The organism is Pseudomonas weihenstephanensis, assembly GCF_001043055.1.
GTDB lineage: Bacteria > Pseudomonadota > Gammaproteobacteria > Pseudomonadales > Pseudomonadaceae > Aquipseudomonas > Aquipseudomonas weihenstephanensis.
In genome coordinates this window covers 627485-645564 of record NZ_JYLF01000001.1, presented here as the reverse complement: position 1 = coordinate 645564, position 18080 = coordinate 627485, and the positions used below count along the sequence as shown (strand labels likewise).

Genomic DNA, 18080 nt, shown 5'->3' with positions numbered 1-18080 from the left:
CCGTTGCTGGAATAACGCCTGCACCGATTTTGCGCACATCCGTTAGCCAGCTATCCAGTACACTGGGCGCCATTACGCCACAGGCGGCCGCGCCTGTGCCTTTGCGCCCACAGGTGTATTGATGAGCAGTCTGAACCAACCCGCCCAAGCCAAACCCGCCATTCGCAGCATCCTGGTCGCCCTGATGCTGGCCATTTTCCTCGGTGCGCTGGACCAGACCATCGTGGCGGTCTCGATGCCCGCTATCTCCGCCCAGTTCAAAGATGTCAGCCAACTGGCCTGGGTGATTTCAGGCTACATGGTGGCCATGACGGTGGCCGTGCCGATCTACGGCAAACTTGGCGACCTGTATGGCCGGCGGCGCCTGATGTTGTTTGGCATGGGCCTGTTTACCGTGGCCTCGCTGTTTTGCGGGTTGGCGCAAAACATGGAGCAGTTGGTACTGGCTCGGATCATTCAAGGCATTGGTGCGGGCGGGATGATCTCGGTCAGCCAGGCCATCATCGGGGACATCGTGCCCCCGCGCGAACGCGGTCGCTACCAGGGGTATTTCAGCAGCATGTACGCGCTGGCCAGCGTCGCCGGGCCAGTATTGGGCGGTTACATGACCGAATACCTGTCGTGGCGCTGGGTGTTTTTGATCAACTTGCCCTTGGGGCTGGTGTCGTGGTGGATCGCCCACCGCACCCTGGTCGGGCTGCCGGTGCCACAGCGCAAACCGATCATTGATTACCTGGGTACGGTGCTGATGATTATCGGCCTGAGTTCCTTGCTGCTGGGCATCACGCTGATTGGCCAAGGCCAGAGCTGGCGCAGTGAGCAGGTGCTGATGTTACTGAGCGCCTCGCTGATCGCACTGCTGCTGTTTGTGTGGCATGAACGACGGGCGCCAGAACCGCTGCTGCCCATGCACCTGTTTGCCAATCGCAGTGCGGTGCTGTGCTGGTGCACCGTGTTCTTCACCAGTTTTCAGGCCATCTCGTTGATCGTACTGATGCCGCTGCGATACCAGAGCATCACCGGCGCCGGTGCCGACAGCGCGGCCTTGCACTTGCTGCCGCTGGCCATCGGCTTGCCCATCGGCGCGTACTTTGCCGGGCGCAGGACGTCCGTGACCGGGCATTACAAGCCGATAATTTTGGGCGGCGCAGTGTTAATGCCCTTGGCGATTCTCGGCATGGCCCTCAGCCCGCCGAGTGCCGAACTGCTGAGCGGTGTATTCATGCTGCTCAGCGGGATCGCCTCGGGCATGCAATTTCCGACCTCACTGGTGGGGGCACAAAACAGCGTGGCGCAACGCGATATCGGCGTGGCGACCAGCACCACCAACCTGTTTCGTTCGCTGGGCGGCGCGATGGGCGTGGCGTTGATGTCGGCACTGCTGTTGGCGTTACTGCACGATTCGTTGATCACCCCGATCATGGGCCAGCCGCTGCTGGGCGAAGGCAGTTCGGGCAACGTGCTGCTGGACGGACTCAACGCGGTTCAAGGCCCCGCGCTGGACAACTTGCGGGCCGAGTTACAGGTGACCTTCCGCCATTTACTGAGCGTCAGCGCAGCCATTTCAGTGCTGGGTTTGTGTGCGGCAATTGCCATGCCCAATCAAGTGCTGCGCGGGCGTGAAGACAAGGCCCGGTAATCGCTCGCAACCCATGACGTAGCCGTTGCCAAAGGCGACGTCCGGTTGCTCAGCAAGCGTAGAACCTGACAACTCGACCAGCCTGACACTGCGCGAGTATCGATTCTACGAAAGCTGCGGCTACGCGTGCTTACTTGGCGCTGATCTGTTTTTGCAGGTTTTGGATCTGGCTTTGCAAGGTGTTGATGTTACGTGTGACTTGCCCACGGAACAGGTCAAACTCGGCGGTGTTGGCACCTTGCGCCGGGGCCGCTGGCGCTGCCGGACGGGTTTCCAGTTCGCTCTTGAGCACGATCAAATCTTGCTCCAGGCGCTGAATGGCCGCAGCCGGGTTGCCCTGTTTTTTCAACGCAGCCACATCGGCACTTAAACTTTTGAGCTGGGCGTCCAGCTTGCCCTGCTCCGCGACGGTGGCTTTGAGTGTGGCCAGTTCGGTGCCTAATGCCTTCACCTCAGTGGCCCGTTGTGTGCTGTCCGCTTGCTGAGCGGTCACTTGCGCCACAATCGCCGCATTGATTTGCTCAAAGCGTTTGTCCAGCTCACCTTGCTGGCCCACCACAGCGCCTTGCTGTTGCTTGCTCTGCTCAAGGAGTTTTTCTTCAAGCTGCTTGATCTGCAACTTCAGCGCTTCGCTGCCGCTGTTGAGGGTGGATTCACTGGCCACCACTTTGCCGGAGATGGCTTGCAAGCGCCCCGCCGCTTCTTCGCTGATGCGTGCAAAGCTTTCCTGGGTGGCCACCAGTTGCTGCTCCATCATCGACAACTGCTGAAAACTCCACCACGCCAACCCGGCAAACGCCAGCAAGACCGCGCCGAGCAGTGCCCACAGTGGGCCAGTGGTGGGCGCCTTGACCTTGTTCACAGGGGTGTTGCGCGAATACACCGTGGTGCGTTCTCGGGCACCGGTTGGGGTGGCCAGTTCATCGTGGTCATCGACCGTGGCTCGCAGGGTCGGGACATCATCGAAGTCGTCGCGGGCATCGTTACGCATGGCAAACCTTATTCAAAACCTGAGTGAAAGCTGAATGGCGCGAGTATAAACCGCTGACTCGCGCCTTGATCGTCCTTGAACCTTCATCGGGTTCATCGGCAGTACGGGTGTTTAACGGTAGGGCGATTCCTGGGCTTTCCACCAGCCACAGAACTCATCAAGCGCCGCCCACACGCTGACTTTTGGGTCGTAGTCCAGGCAATGCCGGGCGCGACTGATATCGAGCGTGAAGTCTTTGCTCATTTCCTGCGTGCGCAAGCGCGAGCGTTTCGGCTCGGGCTGACCGGGCCACAGTTTACAGGCAACTTCACTGAGCGCACTCAAGCTGTACGCTGAGCCGTAGCCACGGTAACGCGTAACCGGCGCTACATTCATTTGGCGCATCACATAATTGACCACGTCCCAGAACGGGATCGGCGTGCCATTACTGATGTTGTACGCCTTGCCCAATGCCGAACCTGTGGCCAGCACGCTGCTGAGCAGGGCTTCGTTAAGATTTTGCACACTGGTGAAGTCGACTTTGTTAAGCCCGTTGCCGATGATCGCCAAACGGCCTTTGCGCTGCATTTGAAGCAAACGCGGAAACAGGCTCATGTCCCCCGCCCCCGTCACCATGCGCGGGCGCAAGGCGATCACTTCAAGGCCGAACTCTTGGGCGCCGAAGACTTTTTGCTCGGCCAGGTTTTTGGTGGCGGCATAGGTGTGGCTCAAACGTCTTGGCACCTGTTCTTCGCTCAGGCCCACATGTGAGCGGCCGTCGAAATACAGCGAGGCCGAAGACAAGTGCACCAGGCGCCGTACGCGCTGTTTCAAGCAGGCTTCGACCACGTTTTCGGTAACCAGCACGTTGTCGCGCTGCAAGTCCTGCGCACGGCCCCACGCACTGACGGCGCCCGCACAATGCACCACGGCGTCGATGTCGACGCACAGGTCGCGCACCAGCAAGCCATCGGTCAAATCACCCGGAATAAACTCAGCGCCACGCCGCACCAGGTGTTCAACACCGTCGGCACGCCGCCCACTGACCCGTACGTCAAAGCCCTGCTCCAGGGCAAAACGCGCAAAGCGTCCGCCAATGAAGCCGCTTGCGCCGGTGACCAGAATCTTCATCAATCGCTCCAAATGCTCTAATGCGTGCTGCCTGCTGTTTAAACGCTGGATATCAGGCCAAAGGCACTAACCAGCGCGGCGCCGAACGCGATAAATGTTCGGTCAGTTGCCCCAGCAGTTGTCCGCCGTTGCGCCAATGATGCCAGTACAGTGGCACGTCAATCGGTTTATCTGGCAAAAGCTCCACCAGTGTTGCGCTTTCAAGTTGTTCGCGCACTTGCAGCTCGGGGACTAACCCCCAGCCCAGCCCAGCCTCGGTCAAGCGAATAAAGCCTTCGGAAGACGGGCACAGATGATGCTCGAAACCACCGTCCACCCCCAACGAAGCCAGATAACGGTGTTGTAAGAAATCGTCCGGGCCAAAGACCAGCGCGGGGGTTTTTGGCAGTAACGCTGCGCTCACCCCCTGCGGGAAATGCCGCGCAATAAACGCAGGGCTGGCCAACGCCCGATACCGCATGGCACCCAGCAACACACTGCGCGCACCCGCCACCGGGCGTTCATTGGCACACAAACACGCCGCCACTTCACCGGCACGCATGCGTTTGAGGCCTACGGTCTGGTCCTCGACCACCAAGTCCAACAACAGGTGCTGTTCGGCGCAAAAATCTCCCACCGCCTGCGCCCACCACGTGGCCAGGCTGTCGGCGTTCAAGGCAATGCGCAGACGCTCCGGCAAACCTTCGTCGTCCAGCGCAGGCACAGCGCTTTGCAGATCACGTTCTAGTAAACGCACTTGCTGCACATGGTTGAGCAAACGGCGCCCGATCTCGGTGGGGCTGGGCGGTGTCGCACGTATCAACACAGGCTGACCGATGCGCGCTTCGAGCAATTTGATGCGTTGGGAAATGGCCGATTGTGACAGCCCCAACACCTGCGCCGCACGTTCGAAACCCGCTTGTTCCACCACCGCCGCCAGCGCGGAGAGTAATTTATAGTCGAACATCAGTTTTCCTAATGAGCGATCAGCAATATTGGTTTTTCTTATACCTCTAACGACCGGAGAATAGCCAGCAGCACACCGCTCCCCGCGCTGTAGTTAGACGAGTAATTCTTATGTGGCAAAGCTACCTCAACGGCCTGTTGGTCGCGTTCGGCCTGATTATGGCCATTGGCACCCAAAATGCTTTCGTGCTGGCGCAAAGCCTGCGCCGAGAACACCACCTGCCAGTGGCGGCATTTTGTGTGGTATGCGACGCCTTGCTCGTGGCTGCCGGGGTGTTCGGGCTAGCGACGATTTTGGCGCAAAACCCCATCCTGCTCAGCGTGGCGCGCTGGGGTGGCGCTGTGTTTTTGTTGTGGTACGGCACCCAGGCGCTGCGCCGCGCCTTTTCTAATTCCAGCCTTGAACAATCGGCGGGGCAAACCGCCCGCTCGCTCAAGGCGGTGATGCTCAGTGCATTGGCCGTCACCCTGCTCAACCCCCATGTGTACCTCGACACCGTTTTGCTGATCGGCTCGCTGGGGGCGCAGCAAAGTGTACCCGGCGCTTATGTCATCGGTGCAGCCAGCGCTTCACTGTTGTGGTTCTTCACCCTGGCCCTCGGCGCGGCATGGCTGGCACCGTGGCTGGCCCGTCCCGGCACCTGGCGCCTGCTCGATTTGCTGGTGGCCGTGATGATGTACACCGTGGCCGTGCAGTTGATTGTTGCCGGGTGATCGAGGACAAAAAAGACGCGCCCGAACCCATCGAGTTTTTCTATCAATCGCGCTGGAACCTCTATTCCACACAGTTGTTGCGTGGTTAAGGCGTCACCCCGGTGCTATGATCCTGACCCTGCGCCGCGAAGAGTAAAAACTCATCGGCGCGTGTTTGGCCGCCCGTGATCGGCCTTGCGCTCATCGCAACTGACCTGATTAGGAGAATCAACATGGCTTTCGAATTGCCGCCGCTGCCGTACGCACACGATGCCCTGCAGCCGCACATCTCCAAAGAAACCCTGGAGTTTCACCACGACAAGCACCACAACACCTACGTCGTGAACCTGAACAACCTGGTGCCAGGCACCGAGTTTGAAGGCAAAACCCTGGAAGAGATCGTTAAAACCTCTTCGGGCGGTATCTTCAACAACGCAGCCCAAGTGTGGAACCACACGTTCTACTGGAACTGCATGACGCCAAACGGCGGCGGCCAACCGACTGGCGCACTGGCTGAAGCGATCAACGCCTCGTTCGGCTCGTTCGACACGTTCAAAGAAGAATTCAGCAAAACCTCCATCGGCACCTTCGGTTCCGGCTGGGGCTGGCTGGTGAAAAAGGCTGACGGTTCCCTGGCACTGGCCAGCACCATCGGCGCCGGTAACCCGCTGACCAGCGGCGACACCCCGCTGCTGACCTGCGACGTGTGGGAACACGCTTACTACATCGACTACCGCAACGTACGTCCGAAGTATGTAGAAGCGTTCTGGAACCTCGTTAACTGGAAGTTCGTGGCCGAGCAGTTCGAAGGCAAAACCTTCACCGCTTAAGCGATGCGCCAGATAAAAAACCCGGCATTGCCGGGTTTTTTTTGCCTGCTGAAAAGTCCGTGCCCCACTGGCCGGTGCACTAACGCCAGCTAGAATCAAACCACTGAAATATTCTTCGGCACCGGCTCAAGTTCAGCAGGCACAAGACCGACACAGTGTGCACAGCATGGCCGCATCAACGTTTTGAAAGCGAAGAGTGTCTGCGAGGGATTACCCACAGTCATGGCTACTTGATATCATCGGCCGGAAACAAGGAAGCGCTCTTTGAAGCTGGAACTTAAAAACAGCTTGTCAGTCAAGTTGCTCCGGATCGTGCTGCTGTCAGCGCTGGTCGTCGGGGTGGTGCTCAGCTGCGCGCAAATTGTGTTCGACGCCTACAAAACCCGGCAGTCGATCAACAATGACGCCGAACGCATTCTCGACATGTTTCGCGACCCTTCGACCCAGGCCGTTTATAGCCTGGACCGCGAAATGGCCATGCAAGTGATCGAGGGGCTGTTTCAGGACGAAGCCGTACGCCAGGCCTCTATCGGGCACCCTAAAGAAACCACCCTGGCGCAAAAGTCCCGACCGCTGCGAGAAGCCTCCAGCCGCTGGCTGACAGATGTGTTTCTGGGCAAGGAACTCACCTTCGTCACCCCTCTGGTCGGTCGCGGCCCTTACAGCGAGTACTACGGCGATTTGACCATCACCCTGGACACCGCGACCTATGGCGACGGGTTTCTGGTCAATTCCGGGATTATTTTCATCTCCGGTGTACTGCGCGCCCTGCTGATGGGGCTGGTGCTGTACCTGATCTATCACTGGCTGCTGACCAAACCGTTGTCGCGCATGATTGAGCACCTGAGCACGATCAACCCCGACCGTCCCAGCGAACACCTGTTGCCGTTGCTCAAGGGCCACGAAAAAAACGAACTGGGGATCTGGATCAACACCGCCAACCAGTTACTGACCTCAATAGAACGCAATACGCACCTGCGCCACGAAGCCGAAAACACCCTGCTGCGCATGGCCCAGTACGACTTTCTGACCGGCCTGCCCAATCGCCAGCAACTGCAAACGCAACTGGCCAAGATTTTATTCGATGCCGGGCGCTTGCAACGCAGGGTGGGCGTGTTGTGCGTGGGCCTGGACGATTTCAAAAGTATCAACGAGCAATATGGCTACCAGACCGGCGACCAACTGCTGATGGCCGTTGCTGACCGTCTGCGCTCTCACAGCGGCCGACTGGGCGCCCTCGCCCGCCTGGGCGGTGACCAATTTGCCCTGGTGCAGGCCGATATCGACCAGCCTTATCAGGTGGCCGAGTTGGCGCAAAGTATTCTCGACGACCTCGAAACCCCGTTTTCGCTGGCAGAACAGACGATTCGACTGCGGGCCACCATCGGTATCACGCTGTTCCCCGAAGATGGCGACACCAGCGAAAAATTGCTGCAAAAGGCCGAGCAGACCATGACCTTGGCCAAGAGCCGCTCGCGCAGCCGTTACCAGTTCTACATCGCCAGCGTCGACAGCGAGATACGCCGCAGGCGAGAGTTGGAAAAAGACCTGCGTGACGCCTTGCTGTGCAATCAGCTGTACCTGGTCTATCAACCGCAGATTCGCTACAGCGATCACCGCGTAGTCGGCGTCGAGGCGCTGTTACGCTGGCAGCACCCCGAACACGGCATGGTGCCGCCTGACTTGTTCATCCCCCTGGCCGAACAAAACGGCAGCATCATCGCCATTGGCGAGTGGGTACTGGATCAAGCCTGTCATCAATTGCGCGAGTGGCACGATCAGGGCTTCACTGAGCTGCGCATGGCGGTCAACCTGTCGACCGTGCAGCTGCACCACGCCGACCTGCCGCGCATGGTCAACAATCTGCTGCAAATTTACCGTTTACCCGCGCGCAGTCTGGAACTGGAAGTCACTGAAACCGGCCTGATGGAAGACATCAGCACCGCCGCCCAGCACCTGCTGAGCCTGCGCCGCTCGGGGGCATTGATCGCCATTGATGACTTTGGCACAGGCTATTCGTCGCTCAGCTACCTCAAGAGCCTGCCGCTGGACAAAATCAAGATCGATAAAAGCTTTGTGCAGGACCTGATTGACGATGACGACGATGCCACCATCGTGCGGGCCATCATCCAGCTCGGTAAAAGTTTGGGCATGCAAGTGATTGCCGAGGGCGTCGAAACCCTGTCGCAAGAGATGTACGTGATCAATGAAGGCTGCCATGAAGGCCAGGGTTACTTGTACAGCAAGCCCCTGATTGCACGGGAATTGAGCATTTTTCTGAAGCAGGCGCAGCGCAACAATGCCGTCATTATGTAAATGCATGTTTCGAGTGCGGTGAAGCATCCGGCGTAGAGGTGACGTGAATAGGAAATATTTACAACGCTAACCCTTTACAGAAAATGCATATCTTTCGCATCATGTCGCCAGTATTGCGTGCAGTCGCACGCGTGTCCCACCTCTCGAAGCAGGATTTTCGCCATGATTCGTATGCCCCTGGCCTCCGCCAGTCTGCTGGCCATTGCTATTTCACTCGCCGGTTGTGGCGACAAAGACCAAGAAAAAAATGCAGCGACCCCAGCGCCTGCCGCAGCGACGACTCAAGCGACTCCCGCAGCTGACATCAGCGCAGTGAAAATCGACGAAGCTGCCGCCAAGGCTGTTGTCGCGCATTACGCCGACATGGTGCACGCCGTCTACAGCGACGCCGAATCCACCGCTAAAAAACTGCAAACCGCAATCGACGCCTTTTTGGCCAACCCTAACGATGACACGTTGAAAGCGGCCAAAGCGGCCTGGGTTGAGTCCCGCGTGCCTTACCTGCAAAGCGAAGTGTTCCGCTTTGGCAACACCATCATTGACGATTGGGAAGGTCAGGTTAACGCCTGGCCACTGGATGAGGGCCTGATCGACTACGTTGACGCCAGCTACGCGCACGCTCTGGGCAACCCGGGTGCCACCGCCAACATCATTGCCAACACCCAAATCCAGGTCGGCGAAGACAAAGTCGACGTCACCCAAATCACCCCTGAAGTCCTTGCCAGCCTCAACGAGCTGGGCGGCTCGGAAGCTAACGTAGCCACTGGCTATCACGCCATCGAATTCCTGCTGTGGGGCCAGGACCTCAACGGCACCGGTCCGGGTGCAGGCAACCGCCCTGCGTCGGACTACCTTGAAGGTGAAGGCGCTACGGGCGGCCACAACGACCGTCGTCGTGCCTACCTGAAAGCCGTGACCCAATTGCTGGTCAATGACCTGAACGAAATGGTGGCGAACTGGGCACCTGAGGTGGCCGACAACTACCGCGCATCGCTGGAAGCAGAGCCTGTCCAAAACGGTCTGCGCAAAATGCTGTTCGGCATGGGCAGCCTGTCGTTGGGCGAACTGGCAGGCGAGCGCATGAAAGTGTCGCTGGAAGCCAACTCCCCTGAAGACGAACAAGACTGCTTCAGCGATAACACCCACAACTCGCACTTCTACGACGCCAAAGGTATTCGTAACGTGTACCTGGGTGAATACGTACGCGCCGATGGCACCAAGATGACCGGCCCTAGCCTGTCTTCGCTGGTAGCCGTAGTTGACCCGGCTGCTGACGCCACCTTGAAGTCTGACCTGGCCGATACCGAAGCCAAGATCCAGGTTATGGTGGATCGTGCAGCCAAGGGCGAGCACTACGACCAATTGATCGCCGCGGGCAACGAGTCCGGCAACCAAGTGGTTCGTGACGCCATCGGCGCGCTGGTCAAGCAGACCGGTGCCATTGAACAAGCCGCTGGCAAGCTGGGCATCAGCGACCTGAACCCGGACAACGCCGATCACGATTTTTGATCAATAGCGTTTGAGTGACTGAACATGAGGCGGCCTGCGGGCCGCCTTTTTTTTAGGTTTGTAGATGCCTCACCGATGCATGGCCCGTAGTCACTGACGAGTAACGCGAGGCTGCGATGGGTCGCGATGCGCCACCCCGGCACGCGATTATTCAACCCGGCAGATCATGCCATCCGATGAAGGGTTTACGGTCGTTGACTGCCGCAGATCAAACCAAACGCTAATTCCTCTTATTTCAATTCACCTTCCCTGATAAACTTTGCGCCCTCGATTTTGCTCGCTGAACTGGACGCTTGATGCCTTCGTTGCCTCTTCGCCTGTCTCTGCTGCTCCTGGCCCTTGGCCTTGGCGGTTGTGATGACGCCCCGCGTTTTACCAAACCCGAGCCTGGCGAAGCCCGCTCCGGTGGGGCCACGACGGTGCGTAAAACCGATCAAAATGCGTTTTCGATGCCCTCTGCCAACCTGGCGCCCACACGGCGTCTGGATTTCAGTGTCGGCAACAGTTTTTTCCGCAGCCCGTGGGTGATCGCCCCGTCCACTACCACGGCGCGCGACGGGCTGGGGCCCCTGTTCAATACCAACGCCTGCCAAAACTGCCACATCAAGGACGGCCGGGGTCATCCACCCGCCCCCAACGCCAAGAACGCCGTCTCGATGCTAGTACGCCTATCGATTCCCAATGACCCGGCATTTGCCACGCTAATCGAACAAATCGGCATCGTCCCCGAACCGGTCTACGGCGGCCAATTACAGGACATGTCAGTGCCCGGCGTGCCACCTGAGGGCAAGGTGCGGGTCGATTACACGCCTGTGCCCGTGCGTTTCAAGGACGGCACCGAAGTCGAACTGCGCAAACCTGTGCTGCACATCACTCAATTAGGCTACGGCCCGATGCACCCTGACGCGCGTTTTTCCGCCCGTATTGCGCCGCCTATGATTGGCTTGGGGCTGCTTGAAGCGATCCCGGACCAAGACATTTTGGCCAACGCCAAGGACAAGAGCGCTGATGGCGTTACCGGGCGCCCTAATTGGGTGTGGGACGACGCACAACAAAAAACTGTCTTGGGCCGATTTGGCTGGAAAGCGGGCCAACCCAATCTCAATCAACAAAATGTTCACGCCTTTTCTGGTGATATGGGGCTTACCACGTCCCTGAGACCGTTTAATGATTGCACCCAGGCTCAAACTGCCTGCCTTGAAGCGCCCAACGGCAATGGCCCGCAAGGTGAGCCTGAGGTCAGCGACAACATTCTGCGTCTGGTCGAGTTCTATACCCGCAACCTCGCGGTGCCCGCGCGTCGGGATGTCGGCGCACCAGAAGTGCTGGCCGGTAAAAACCTGTTCTACAAAGCTGGCTGCGTTGCGTGTCACACCCCGACCTTCACCACCTCAGCCACGGCGGCTGAACCGGAGCTGGCCAATCAGGTCATTCATCCCTACAGCGACCTGTTATTGCACGATATGGGCGAAGGGCTGGCCGATGGCCGCACCGAGTTCACCGCCAGTGGTCGACAATGGCGCACTGCGCCCTTATGGGGGATTGGTTTGACCCAGAACGTGAGCGGCCATACCCAGTTTTTGCACGATGGACGTGCACGCAACCTGCTCGAAGCCGTGCTGTGGCATGGTGGCGAGGCCGAACCGGCCAGGCAGCAGGTTTTACAGTTCAATGCCGAGCAGCGCGCTGCGTTGCTGGCGTTCCTGAATTCTCTTTAAACGCTTATAAGATCGGGGACCCCGACATGTTTCGACCCAAGTTGTTGTTCACCAGCCTTGCCGCCCTTGCCTTGGGCGCGTGTGCACCGCAAGACCCGCAGGCCGTGACCTCGGCCGCGATTGCCAAGCAAGTGATCCTGCCAACTTACAGCCGCTGGGCCGATGCCGATCGCCAATTGGCTGTCAGCGCCCTGGCGTATTGCGAAGGCAAAGAAACCCTGGAAACCGCCCGTGCCGACTTCCTGCATGCGCAGAAAGCCTGGGCCGAGCTGCAACCGCTGCTGATCGGTCCGCTGGCTGAGGGCAACCGTTCGTGGCAAGTGCAGTTCTGGCCGGACAAAAAGAACCTGGTCGGGCGTCAGGTTGAACAACTGGTCATCGCTCAGCCGCAGATCGATGCTGCTGCCCTGGCCAAGTCCAGTGTTGTGGTGCAGGGTCTGTCGGCTTACGAGTACATCTTGTTCGACAGCAAGATTGACCTTGCCGATGACACACAAAAAGCCCGTTATTGCCCACTGCTCACGGCCATTGGCGAGCGTCAGAAACAACTGGCCGAAGAAATTCTGGGGAGCTGGAACAGCACCGACGGCATGCTGGCGCAGATGAGCAAGTTCCCTAACCAGCGCTATGCCGACTCTCACGAAGCCATTGCTGACCTGCTGCGTGTTCAGGTCACCGCACTGGACACCCTGAAAAAGAAACTCGGCACCCCGATGGGCCGCCAGAGCAAGGGCATTGCACAGCCTTTCCAGGCCGATGCATGGCGCAGCGAGTCGTCGCTCAAGAGCCTGGCCGCCAGCTTGGCCGCCGCTCAGACCGTATGGGCTGGCGTTGACAACAAAGGTTTGCGTGGTCTGTTGCCCGCCGACCAGAAACCGTTGGCCGACAAAATTGACGCCGCGTATGCCGCCTCGCTCAAATTGTTCAATGATAACCAGCAGTCGCTGAATGAATTGCTGGCCGATGACGCCGGCCGCGCCAGGCTGAATGCGATTTACGACAGCCTGAACGTGGTTCACCGCTTGCACGAAGGTGAACTGGCCAAGGCGCTGGGCATTCAACTGGGCTTTAACGCCAACGACGGCGATTAATGAAGGAAGGTTCGATGATGCGCAGGCAAGCTCTGAAACTCGGCGGTTTACTGCTGAGCGCCGTTACGCTGGGCGGCTGGTCGCTGTTCAAAAACAAAGGCCACAGCCCGCTGTTGTTGAGCGCCCGGGATGACGTGGACGGCAATCACTTTGCCGTGGGTTACACGCTCGACGGCACTCAGGTATTCAACACCCCAGTGGGCCAGCGCTGCCACGACATCATCAACCACCCCACACTGCCCATTGCGTTGTTCGTTGCCCGGCGCCCCGGCACCGAGAGCTACCTGATCAACCTCAAGGATGGGCAGTTGCTGCAAACCCTGACATCCCTGCCCAATCGCCACTTTTATGGTCACGCGGTGATTCATAAAGATGGCGAGTGGCTGTACACCACAGAAAACGACACCACCGACCCGGGCCGTGGCGTGCTGGGGGTTTACCGCTTTGAAGGCGAGCGTCTGATACACACTGGCGAAATCCCGACTCACGGCGTAGGCCCGCATCAAGTGTCGTGGATGCCAGACGGCGAAACGCTGGTGGTGGCCAACGGCGGTATCCGTACCGAAGCTGAAAGCCGGGTCGAGATGAACCTCAACGCCATGCAACCCAGCCTGGTGCTGATGCAGCGTGACGGCACCCTGCTGAGTAAAGAAACCCTCAGCCAGCCGATGAACAGCGTGCGTCACTTAGGCATTGCCAACGATGGCACTATAGTGGCGTGCCAACAATTTATGGGCGACGCCCAAGCGCTGTCCGAGTTGTTGGCAATCAAGCGCCCCGGCCAGCCCTTTAAGCCGTTCCCGGTGGCCGAACAGCAACTGCGTGCAATGGGCCATTACACCGCCAGCGTGGCGGTGCACAGCGACTTGCGGCTGGTGGCATTGACGGCCCCTCGCGGTAATCGGTTTTTTGTGTGGGATCTGGACAGTGGCGCAGTACGACTGGATGCGCCGTTGCCCGATTGCGCAGGCGTAGCCGCCGTAAAAGAGGGTTTCGTGGTGACATCAGGCCAGGGGCGCTGCCGGTTCTATGACTGCCGACAAACACCGTTGACCGCCAAACCGCTGGATTTGCCCGCAGGGCTTTGGGACAACCATTTGCATGTGATGTAGGGCACTTGTCTGCGCAGCGATCACGACATCCGATGACGTCGTTAAATCAGGCAAAACCATCACCCTGAGTTAACGACGTCTTCGCTTGCGCACAGGGCCTTCGGCAACGGCGACAGACAGCCTGTCAGGGGCGCAGGCCTTGGGACATACCAAACATGAACAGCAATAAATCATGATCCGGCCTGGCTATGGTTTCGACTTTAGCGATGCGCGGCAGCGGGCATTGACTGCCACTGGTGGTTGAACTCAACACTTGCAAACGGGGTTGCTCCCAGGCGGCCATTGCCACCGAAGCAATCGCCAGCGCACCCAGCAGGAACAAACCTCGTGCTATTTCTCTCTTCATCATCGTAAACCTTTGATGGCGCTGCCAAACACCGTCTCATAAAAGTAGATCAACTTGCGCCAGTCGGTGTCGCTCCACGACGAATGGCGACGCAGCTGTTTCAGATCGTGTGAGGCCGCCTTGTAGGGTGTCAGGCGTTGCCTGCATTTCTCCAAGTCAAGCAGGGCGACGTCTACCGTTGCACTCTGCGCGCTGCCCGTGACCCGTACAAAGACATGTTTGATATAAAGGCAACCGTGCTGCCAACGCCCCAGGTGCATGCGCGCCAGGTTTTGCGCCACAGCCTCAAGCACGCGCTCATGCACGGCTTCGCCATAGCGCTCACGCCCACCGGCGGCGTACCAATTGTCGATTTCGATAAAGCCGTCCAGCGCCGCCGTCACCAACAACGCACGCCATTGCCCGTCCGGTGCCTGCCTGGCCCCACAAAACACCAGTTCCGGCACATTGACGGACAAGGCGCTCAGGGCCAGCAGCGCATCGCGCTCACGCAACACAGTCGGGCGCCCTAGCGGGTAGCGCCAGCTGCGGTAGATATGGCCCACTTGCCGCTTGGCATACAACAACCGACCCGCTTCGTGGATTCGTTGTACCCCACTCTCCCCGCCACGACGCTGGTTGGGTTCTTCGACCCACTCGCCCTCCTGGCGCCAGTAATGTTCAAAACAGTCTTCTGTCGACATCGGGGGTTGCTGTACACAATCAACGGCCATGAGTTACCTCTTGCGTAGTACGTAAACCCGCCACATCGCATACAGCGGAATAAAGTCCAAATGCTCCTGAACAGTGAAACCAGCCTTCCTAAACTCCGCCTCAACCGTAACAGCAGGTAACACAAACCGATTTTGGTAACCCTCCTGCACAGGCGAAGTGCCCCGTTGACGCTCCAGACGCTTACGCTTCCACGCCTTGAAGTTGCCGTCGACCCACAGAGAAACAATCACGCTGTCTCGGCTGACACGGTGAAACTCCCGCAATAGAGCCATCCGATGACTTGCGTCACCGATATGGTGGAGCAGGCGCATACAAAAAATACTGTCGACCGCGTTATCTGGCAGGTCTATATCAAACGCAGATGTCTGCAAACGGCGTACCCGTTTCACCACTTCGGACGGCTGAGCGACGCAAGCCACTTCCAGCATAGACGCTGAATTATCAGCCCCGATGATTTCACGGTTATGTTTTGCGGCCAGTAACGGCCAAAAACGACCTGCGCCGCACGGCAAATCCAGCACCACCCCAGGTTCGCCCGCTAACGCCAGGGCACGGCGCGCCAACTGCTCGTCACGGGTATGGGACAAGCGTCGCGCCCAACCGTTCTGGTGCTTTAACAGATAGTCAGTTGCGTGTTGCTGGTCGTACTTTTCAGAAAACTTAAGTGTGATCACGGGGCTCATGACGGCTCTCCTGAAGCATGTAGCCCTACCTTAATCAGGCGGGTGTGAGCATCAGGTCATCATCGAGTGAAAATTTTGTGCCGCTAAACACCGAAAAGATCGCAGGGTTTTACAGGCATGGAGTGCTGGCGCGGGGCCATTTAACGACTAAAAGCTAAGAGGAGACGACGGCGAGCAAGGTGCAGGCCGTCGTTAAGCGGGCATCAATCCTTGGGATCGAGTTCGACGTGAAAACGGCAACCGTTGGGTTCCATCGTGGTCAATGACACACGCCAGCCCTGGCTGTCACAGATGCGCTGAACCAATGACAAGCCCAGCCCCAGCCCCTCTCCGCGCTTTTCACTGCCGCGTACAAAAGGCTGGAACATGGCCTGGCGTTTCTCTTCAGGGATACCAACACCGCTGTCCTCCACCACAAAACCGGTCGGTTCGAGGGTCAGGCGAATGAAGCCGGTATCGGTGTAGTGCAACGCATTACGTAACAAGTTACCCATCACCGCGTGCAGGAATGTCGCGTTATAGAGCGTGTCCAGCGGCTGACCCGGCTGGTAGATCAGCTCCAGGCCTTTGGCTTCAATCGGGCCACGCCACAGACTGATCAAGCCTTCAGCCACAGTGGTGAGGTTGACCTTGGGCGACATACTGGCGTCTTCGTGTTGCGCACGAGCCAGCATGAGAAAGGTCTGCACCAACTCGCGCATCTCTTCGCAAGCGCGGGAAATACGCTCCACTTGCGAACGACTGCGTTGATCCAGGGCCGGGTTTTCGAGCAACAGCTCGCAGGAACTGGCCAGGACCATCAACGGCGTGCGCAACTCGTGGCTCACGTCACTGGTAAACAGCCGTTCGCGGGTCAGCGTGTCGCGCAGGCGCCCCAGCGTGGCGTCAAAGGCAACGGCCAGCTCACCCACTTCATCGGCAGCGTAATCGGGCGCCAAGGGCGGCGCCAGCCCGAGCAATTGATCGCGATGGCGCACTTGGCGCGCCAGCCTTACCACCGGCGCCATCACCCGTCTGGCCAGCACCCAGCCCAGGAAGACCGCCAGCGCCAGCGCCAGCACAAAGCCCACTAGCACCACGGCAAACAGCACGCGCTCACGTTCTTCAAAATCGCTTTGGTCTTGCAGCAAGACATAACGCCGCCCGTCAACCACCTCAACCATGGCGTGATACGACAACTGGTCGCGAAACACCTCGTGAAAACCCGGCTGCAAATGGCGCAGATCCTTGGGTAAGGCAAAGTCGCCGCGCCCACCACTGAAGTAGAACAACTGGTCTGGCTCGGGGCGGTGATTCCAGTCGGCAACGTTGTCCATCAACAGCAAGCGCTGCAAGTCTCCGCCCAAACCGGCCGAGATCAGTTTTTCTTCCACCAGGTGCACGGTGGCGACAATCCCCATCGCGAAGGTGCCCGCAACCAGCGCACTCATCAGCGCAAACGCGATGATGATCCGCTGGGCAAGGCTTTGCTTAAACTCCATCGCGTGCCTCGGCGAGGCGATAGCCCACGCCATGCACGGTTTGCAGCAGCGGTTTATCGAACGGTTTGTCGATCACCTGGCGCAGTTGGTGTACGTGGCTGCGCAGGCTGTCGCTGTCCGGGCAATCGTCGCCCCACAAGGCTTCTTCCAATACTTCGCGGCGCAGCACGTGCGGGCTTTTTTGCATCAGCACAGCCAGCAGTTTTAGCCCTACCGGGTTGAGCTTGAGCAGGCGCCCATCGCGCGTGACTTCAAGGGTGTCCAGGTCATATTTGAGGTCTGCTACTTGCAGCTCGCGCCGCCCGCCGCCCTGGGCACGACGCAATACGGCTTCAATGCGCGCCGCCAATTCAGACAGCGCAAAGGGTTTGAGCAGGTAATCATCGGCACCGGACTTGAAGCCTTGCAGGCGATCGTCCAACTGATCACGGGCGGTGAGCATGATCACGGGTGTGTCGCGGCGCGCGTCTTCACGCAAGCGCTTGCACAAGGTATAGCCGTCAATGCCGGGCAGCATGATGTCGAGCACGATCAAGTCGTAATGCTCGGTGGCCGCCAGGTGCAGGCCCGACAAACCATCCTGTGCGCAATCCACGGTATAGCCTTTAAGCCCTAGATAATCGGCCAGATTGGCGAGGATATCGCGGTTGTCTTCAACCAACAGAATTCGCATGGGCACTTTCTCCGTACGCAGTTACGGCCGTCTTGGCCCGCGCAGCTTAGAGTGAAGATCGGCGCAGGGCCAGTGCCACAAGGCGTTCTGCGTATTTAGTTGACGCTCATCAGAGCCTGACATTTTTTTCACCTGCGGTTCACAAGCGACCGACAGCCGCGCCATCAGACTTGCGCACGCGCGTGATCGCTTTCGCAGGTCTGCTGGCGCGGCCAGGGCCGCAATGCTT

At 58.8% G+C, this 18080-nt stretch carries 16 protein-coding genes; 8 read left to right on the top strand and 8 right to left on the bottom strand.

Annotation, left to right across the window (positions count from 1 at the left end):
* Positions 1-121 precede the first annotated feature (121 nt).
* Positions 122-1639, top strand: a complete 1518-nt coding sequence (locus tag TU86_RS03100; protein WP_048362822.1) for an MDR family MFS transporter — start codon at positions 122-124, stop codon at positions 1637-1639.
* A gap of 130 nt (positions 1640-1769) precedes the next feature.
* On the opposite strand, the gene TU86_RS03095 is transcribed toward TU86_RS03100, so the two are convergent.
* The 3 genes from TU86_RS03095 to TU86_RS03085 form a co-directional block, all read right to left on the bottom strand.
* The gene (locus TU86_RS03095) at positions 1770-2630 is read right to left on the bottom strand and encodes a coiled-coil domain-containing protein (RefSeq protein ID WP_048362821.1); all 861 of its coding nucleotides are present in this window, start codon (positions 2628-2630) and stop codon (positions 1770-1772) included.
* A gap of 111 nt (positions 2631-2741) precedes the next feature.
* On the bottom strand, positions 2742-3740 hold the full coding sequence (locus TU86_RS03090; RefSeq protein ID WP_048362820.1) for an NAD-dependent epimerase/dehydratase family protein: 999 nt from the start codon (positions 3738-3740) through the stop codon (positions 2742-2744).
* A gap of 52 nt (positions 3741-3792) precedes the next feature.
* Positions 3793-4686: a LysR family transcriptional regulator ArgP gene (locus TU86_RS03085; protein ID WP_048362819.1), complete on the bottom strand. Its 894-nt coding sequence runs from the start codon at positions 4684-4686 to the stop codon at positions 3793-3795.
* A 110-nt stretch (positions 4687-4796) separates the two neighbouring features.
* Between TU86_RS03085 and TU86_RS03080 the strand changes: the two genes are divergently transcribed.
* The 7 genes from TU86_RS03080 to TU86_RS03050 all read left to right on the top strand — a co-directional run bounded on the left by TU86_RS03080 (position 4797) and on the right by TU86_RS03050 (position 13954).
* Complete coding sequence (locus tag TU86_RS03080) at positions 4797-5399, top strand: LysE/ArgO family amino acid transporter (protein ID WP_048362818.1); 603 nt, start codon at positions 4797-4799, stop codon at positions 5397-5399.
* A 212-nt stretch (positions 5400-5611) separates the two neighbouring features.
* Positions 5612-6208, top strand: coding sequence for a superoxide dismutase (locus TU86_RS03075; protein ID WP_048362817.1), 597 nt, complete (start codon positions 5612-5614; stop codon positions 6206-6208).
* 264 nt (positions 6209-6472) lie between these two features.
* The gene (locus TU86_RS03070; RefSeq protein ID WP_048362816.1) at positions 6473-8524 is read left to right on the top strand and encodes a putative bifunctional diguanylate cyclase/phosphodiesterase; all 2052 of its coding nucleotides are present in this window, start codon (positions 6473-6475) and stop codon (positions 8522-8524) included.
* Positions 8525-8686: 162 nt separating this feature from the next.
* A complete protein-coding gene (locus TU86_RS03065; protein ID WP_048362815.1) occupies positions 8687-10033 on the top strand; it encodes an imelysin family protein in 1347 nt (448 codons plus the stop codon).
* A gap of 296 nt (positions 10034-10329) precedes the next feature.
* Entirely contained in the window at positions 10330-11751 is a 1422-nt protein-coding gene (locus TU86_RS03060) for a di-heme oxidoreductase family protein (protein ID WP_048362814.1), read from the top strand.
* Positions 11752-11777: 26 nt separating this feature from the next.
* On the top strand, positions 11778-12842 hold the full coding sequence (locus tag TU86_RS03055; RefSeq protein ID WP_048362813.1) for an imelysin family protein: 1065 nt from the start codon (positions 11778-11780) through the stop codon (positions 12840-12842).
* A 14-nt stretch (positions 12843-12856) separates the two neighbouring features.
* Positions 12857-13954: a DUF1513 domain-containing protein gene (locus tag TU86_RS03050; RefSeq protein ID WP_048362812.1), complete on the top strand. Its 1098-nt coding sequence runs from the start codon at positions 12857-12859 to the stop codon at positions 13952-13954.
* 124 nt (positions 13955-14078) lie between these two features.
* On the opposite strand, the gene TU86_RS03045 is transcribed toward TU86_RS03050, so the two are convergent.
* From TU86_RS03045 to colR, 5 genes are all read right to left on the bottom strand, one after another.
* Positions 14079-14300 carry a hypothetical protein gene (locus TU86_RS03045; RefSeq protein ID WP_048362811.1) on the bottom strand — a complete coding sequence of 74 codons (222 nt, stop codon included), beginning with the start codon at positions 14298-14300 and terminating at the stop codon, positions 14079-14081.
* On the bottom strand, positions 14300-15013 hold the full coding sequence (locus tag TU86_RS03040) for a lipopolysaccharide kinase InaA family protein (RefSeq protein ID WP_048362810.1): 714 nt from the start codon (positions 15011-15013) through the stop codon (positions 14300-14302). The genes TU86_RS03045 and TU86_RS03040 overlap by 1 nt, the downstream gene beginning before the upstream one ends.
* A 3-nt stretch (positions 15014-15016) precedes the next feature.
* Positions 15017-15697, bottom strand: a complete 681-nt coding sequence (locus TU86_RS03035) for a class I SAM-dependent methyltransferase (protein ID WP_048362809.1) — start codon at positions 15695-15697, stop codon at positions 15017-15019.
* A 203-nt stretch (positions 15698-15900) separates the two neighbouring features.
* Positions 15901-17178 carry a sensor histidine kinase gene (locus tag TU86_RS03030; RefSeq protein WP_048362808.1) on the bottom strand — a complete coding sequence of 426 codons (1278 nt, stop codon included), beginning with the start codon at positions 17176-17178 and terminating at the stop codon, positions 15901-15903.
* Positions 17168-17851 carry a two-component system response regulator ColR gene (gene colR / locus TU86_RS03025; protein ID WP_048362807.1) on the bottom strand — a complete coding sequence of 228 codons (684 nt, stop codon included), beginning with the start codon at positions 17849-17851 and terminating at the stop codon, positions 17168-17170. Before colR ends, TU86_RS03030 begins: the two co-directional genes overlap by 11 nt.
* Between the last annotated feature and the right edge of the window lie 229 nt (positions 17852-18080).

Excerpts from the sequence above, each read along its gene's own strand:
- TU86_RS03100 (WP_048362822.1), top strand. The coding sequence starts at position 122 with ATGAGCAGTCTGAACCAACCCGCCCAAGCCAAACCCGCCATTCGCAGC.
- TU86_RS03095 (WP_048362821.1), bottom strand. The coding sequence starts at position 2,630 with ATGCGTAACGATGCCCGCGACGACTTCGATGATGTCCCGACCCTGCGA.
- TU86_RS03090 (WP_048362820.1), bottom strand. The coding sequence starts at position 3,740 with ATGAAGATTCTGGTCACCGGCGCAAGCGGCTTCATTGGCGGACGCTTT.
- TU86_RS03085 (WP_048362819.1), bottom strand. The coding sequence starts at position 4,686 with ATGTTCGACTATAAATTACTCTCCGCGCTGGCGGCGGTGGTGGAACAA.
- TU86_RS03080 (WP_048362818.1), top strand. The coding sequence starts at position 4,797 with ATGTGGCAAAGCTACCTCAACGGCCTGTTGGTCGCGTTCGGCCTGATT.
- TU86_RS03075 (WP_048362817.1), top strand. The coding sequence starts at position 5,612 with ATGGCTTTCGAATTGCCGCCGCTGCCGTACGCACACGATGCCCTGCAG.
- TU86_RS03065 (WP_048362815.1), top strand. The coding sequence starts at position 8,687 with ATGATTCGTATGCCCCTGGCCTCCGCCAGTCTGCTGGCCATTGCTATT.
- TU86_RS03060 (WP_048362814.1), top strand. The coding sequence starts at position 10,330 with ATGCCTTCGTTGCCTCTTCGCCTGTCTCTGCTGCTCCTGGCCCTTGGC.
- TU86_RS03055 (WP_048362813.1), top strand. The coding sequence starts at position 11,778 with ATGTTTCGACCCAAGTTGTTGTTCACCAGCCTTGCCGCCCTTGCCTTG.
- TU86_RS03050 (WP_048362812.1), top strand. The coding sequence starts at position 12,857 with ATGATGCGCAGGCAAGCTCTGAAACTCGGCGGTTTACTGCTGAGCGCC.
- TU86_RS03045 (WP_048362811.1), bottom strand. The coding sequence starts at position 14,300 with ATGAAGAGAGAAATAGCACGAGGTTTGTTCCTGCTGGGTGCGCTGGCG.
- TU86_RS03040 (WP_048362810.1), bottom strand. The coding sequence starts at position 15,013 with ATGGCCGTTGATTGTGTACAGCAACCCCCGATGTCGACAGAAGACTGT.
- TU86_RS03035 (WP_048362809.1), bottom strand. The coding sequence starts at position 15,697 with ATGAGCCCCGTGATCACACTTAAGTTTTCTGAAAAGTACGACCAGCAA.
- TU86_RS03030 (WP_048362808.1), bottom strand. The coding sequence starts at position 17,178 with ATGGAGTTTAAGCAAAGCCTTGCCCAGCGGATCATCATCGCGTTTGCG.
- colR (WP_048362807.1), bottom strand. The coding sequence starts at position 17,851 with ATGCGAATTCTGTTGGTTGAAGACAACCGCGATATCCTCGCCAATCTG.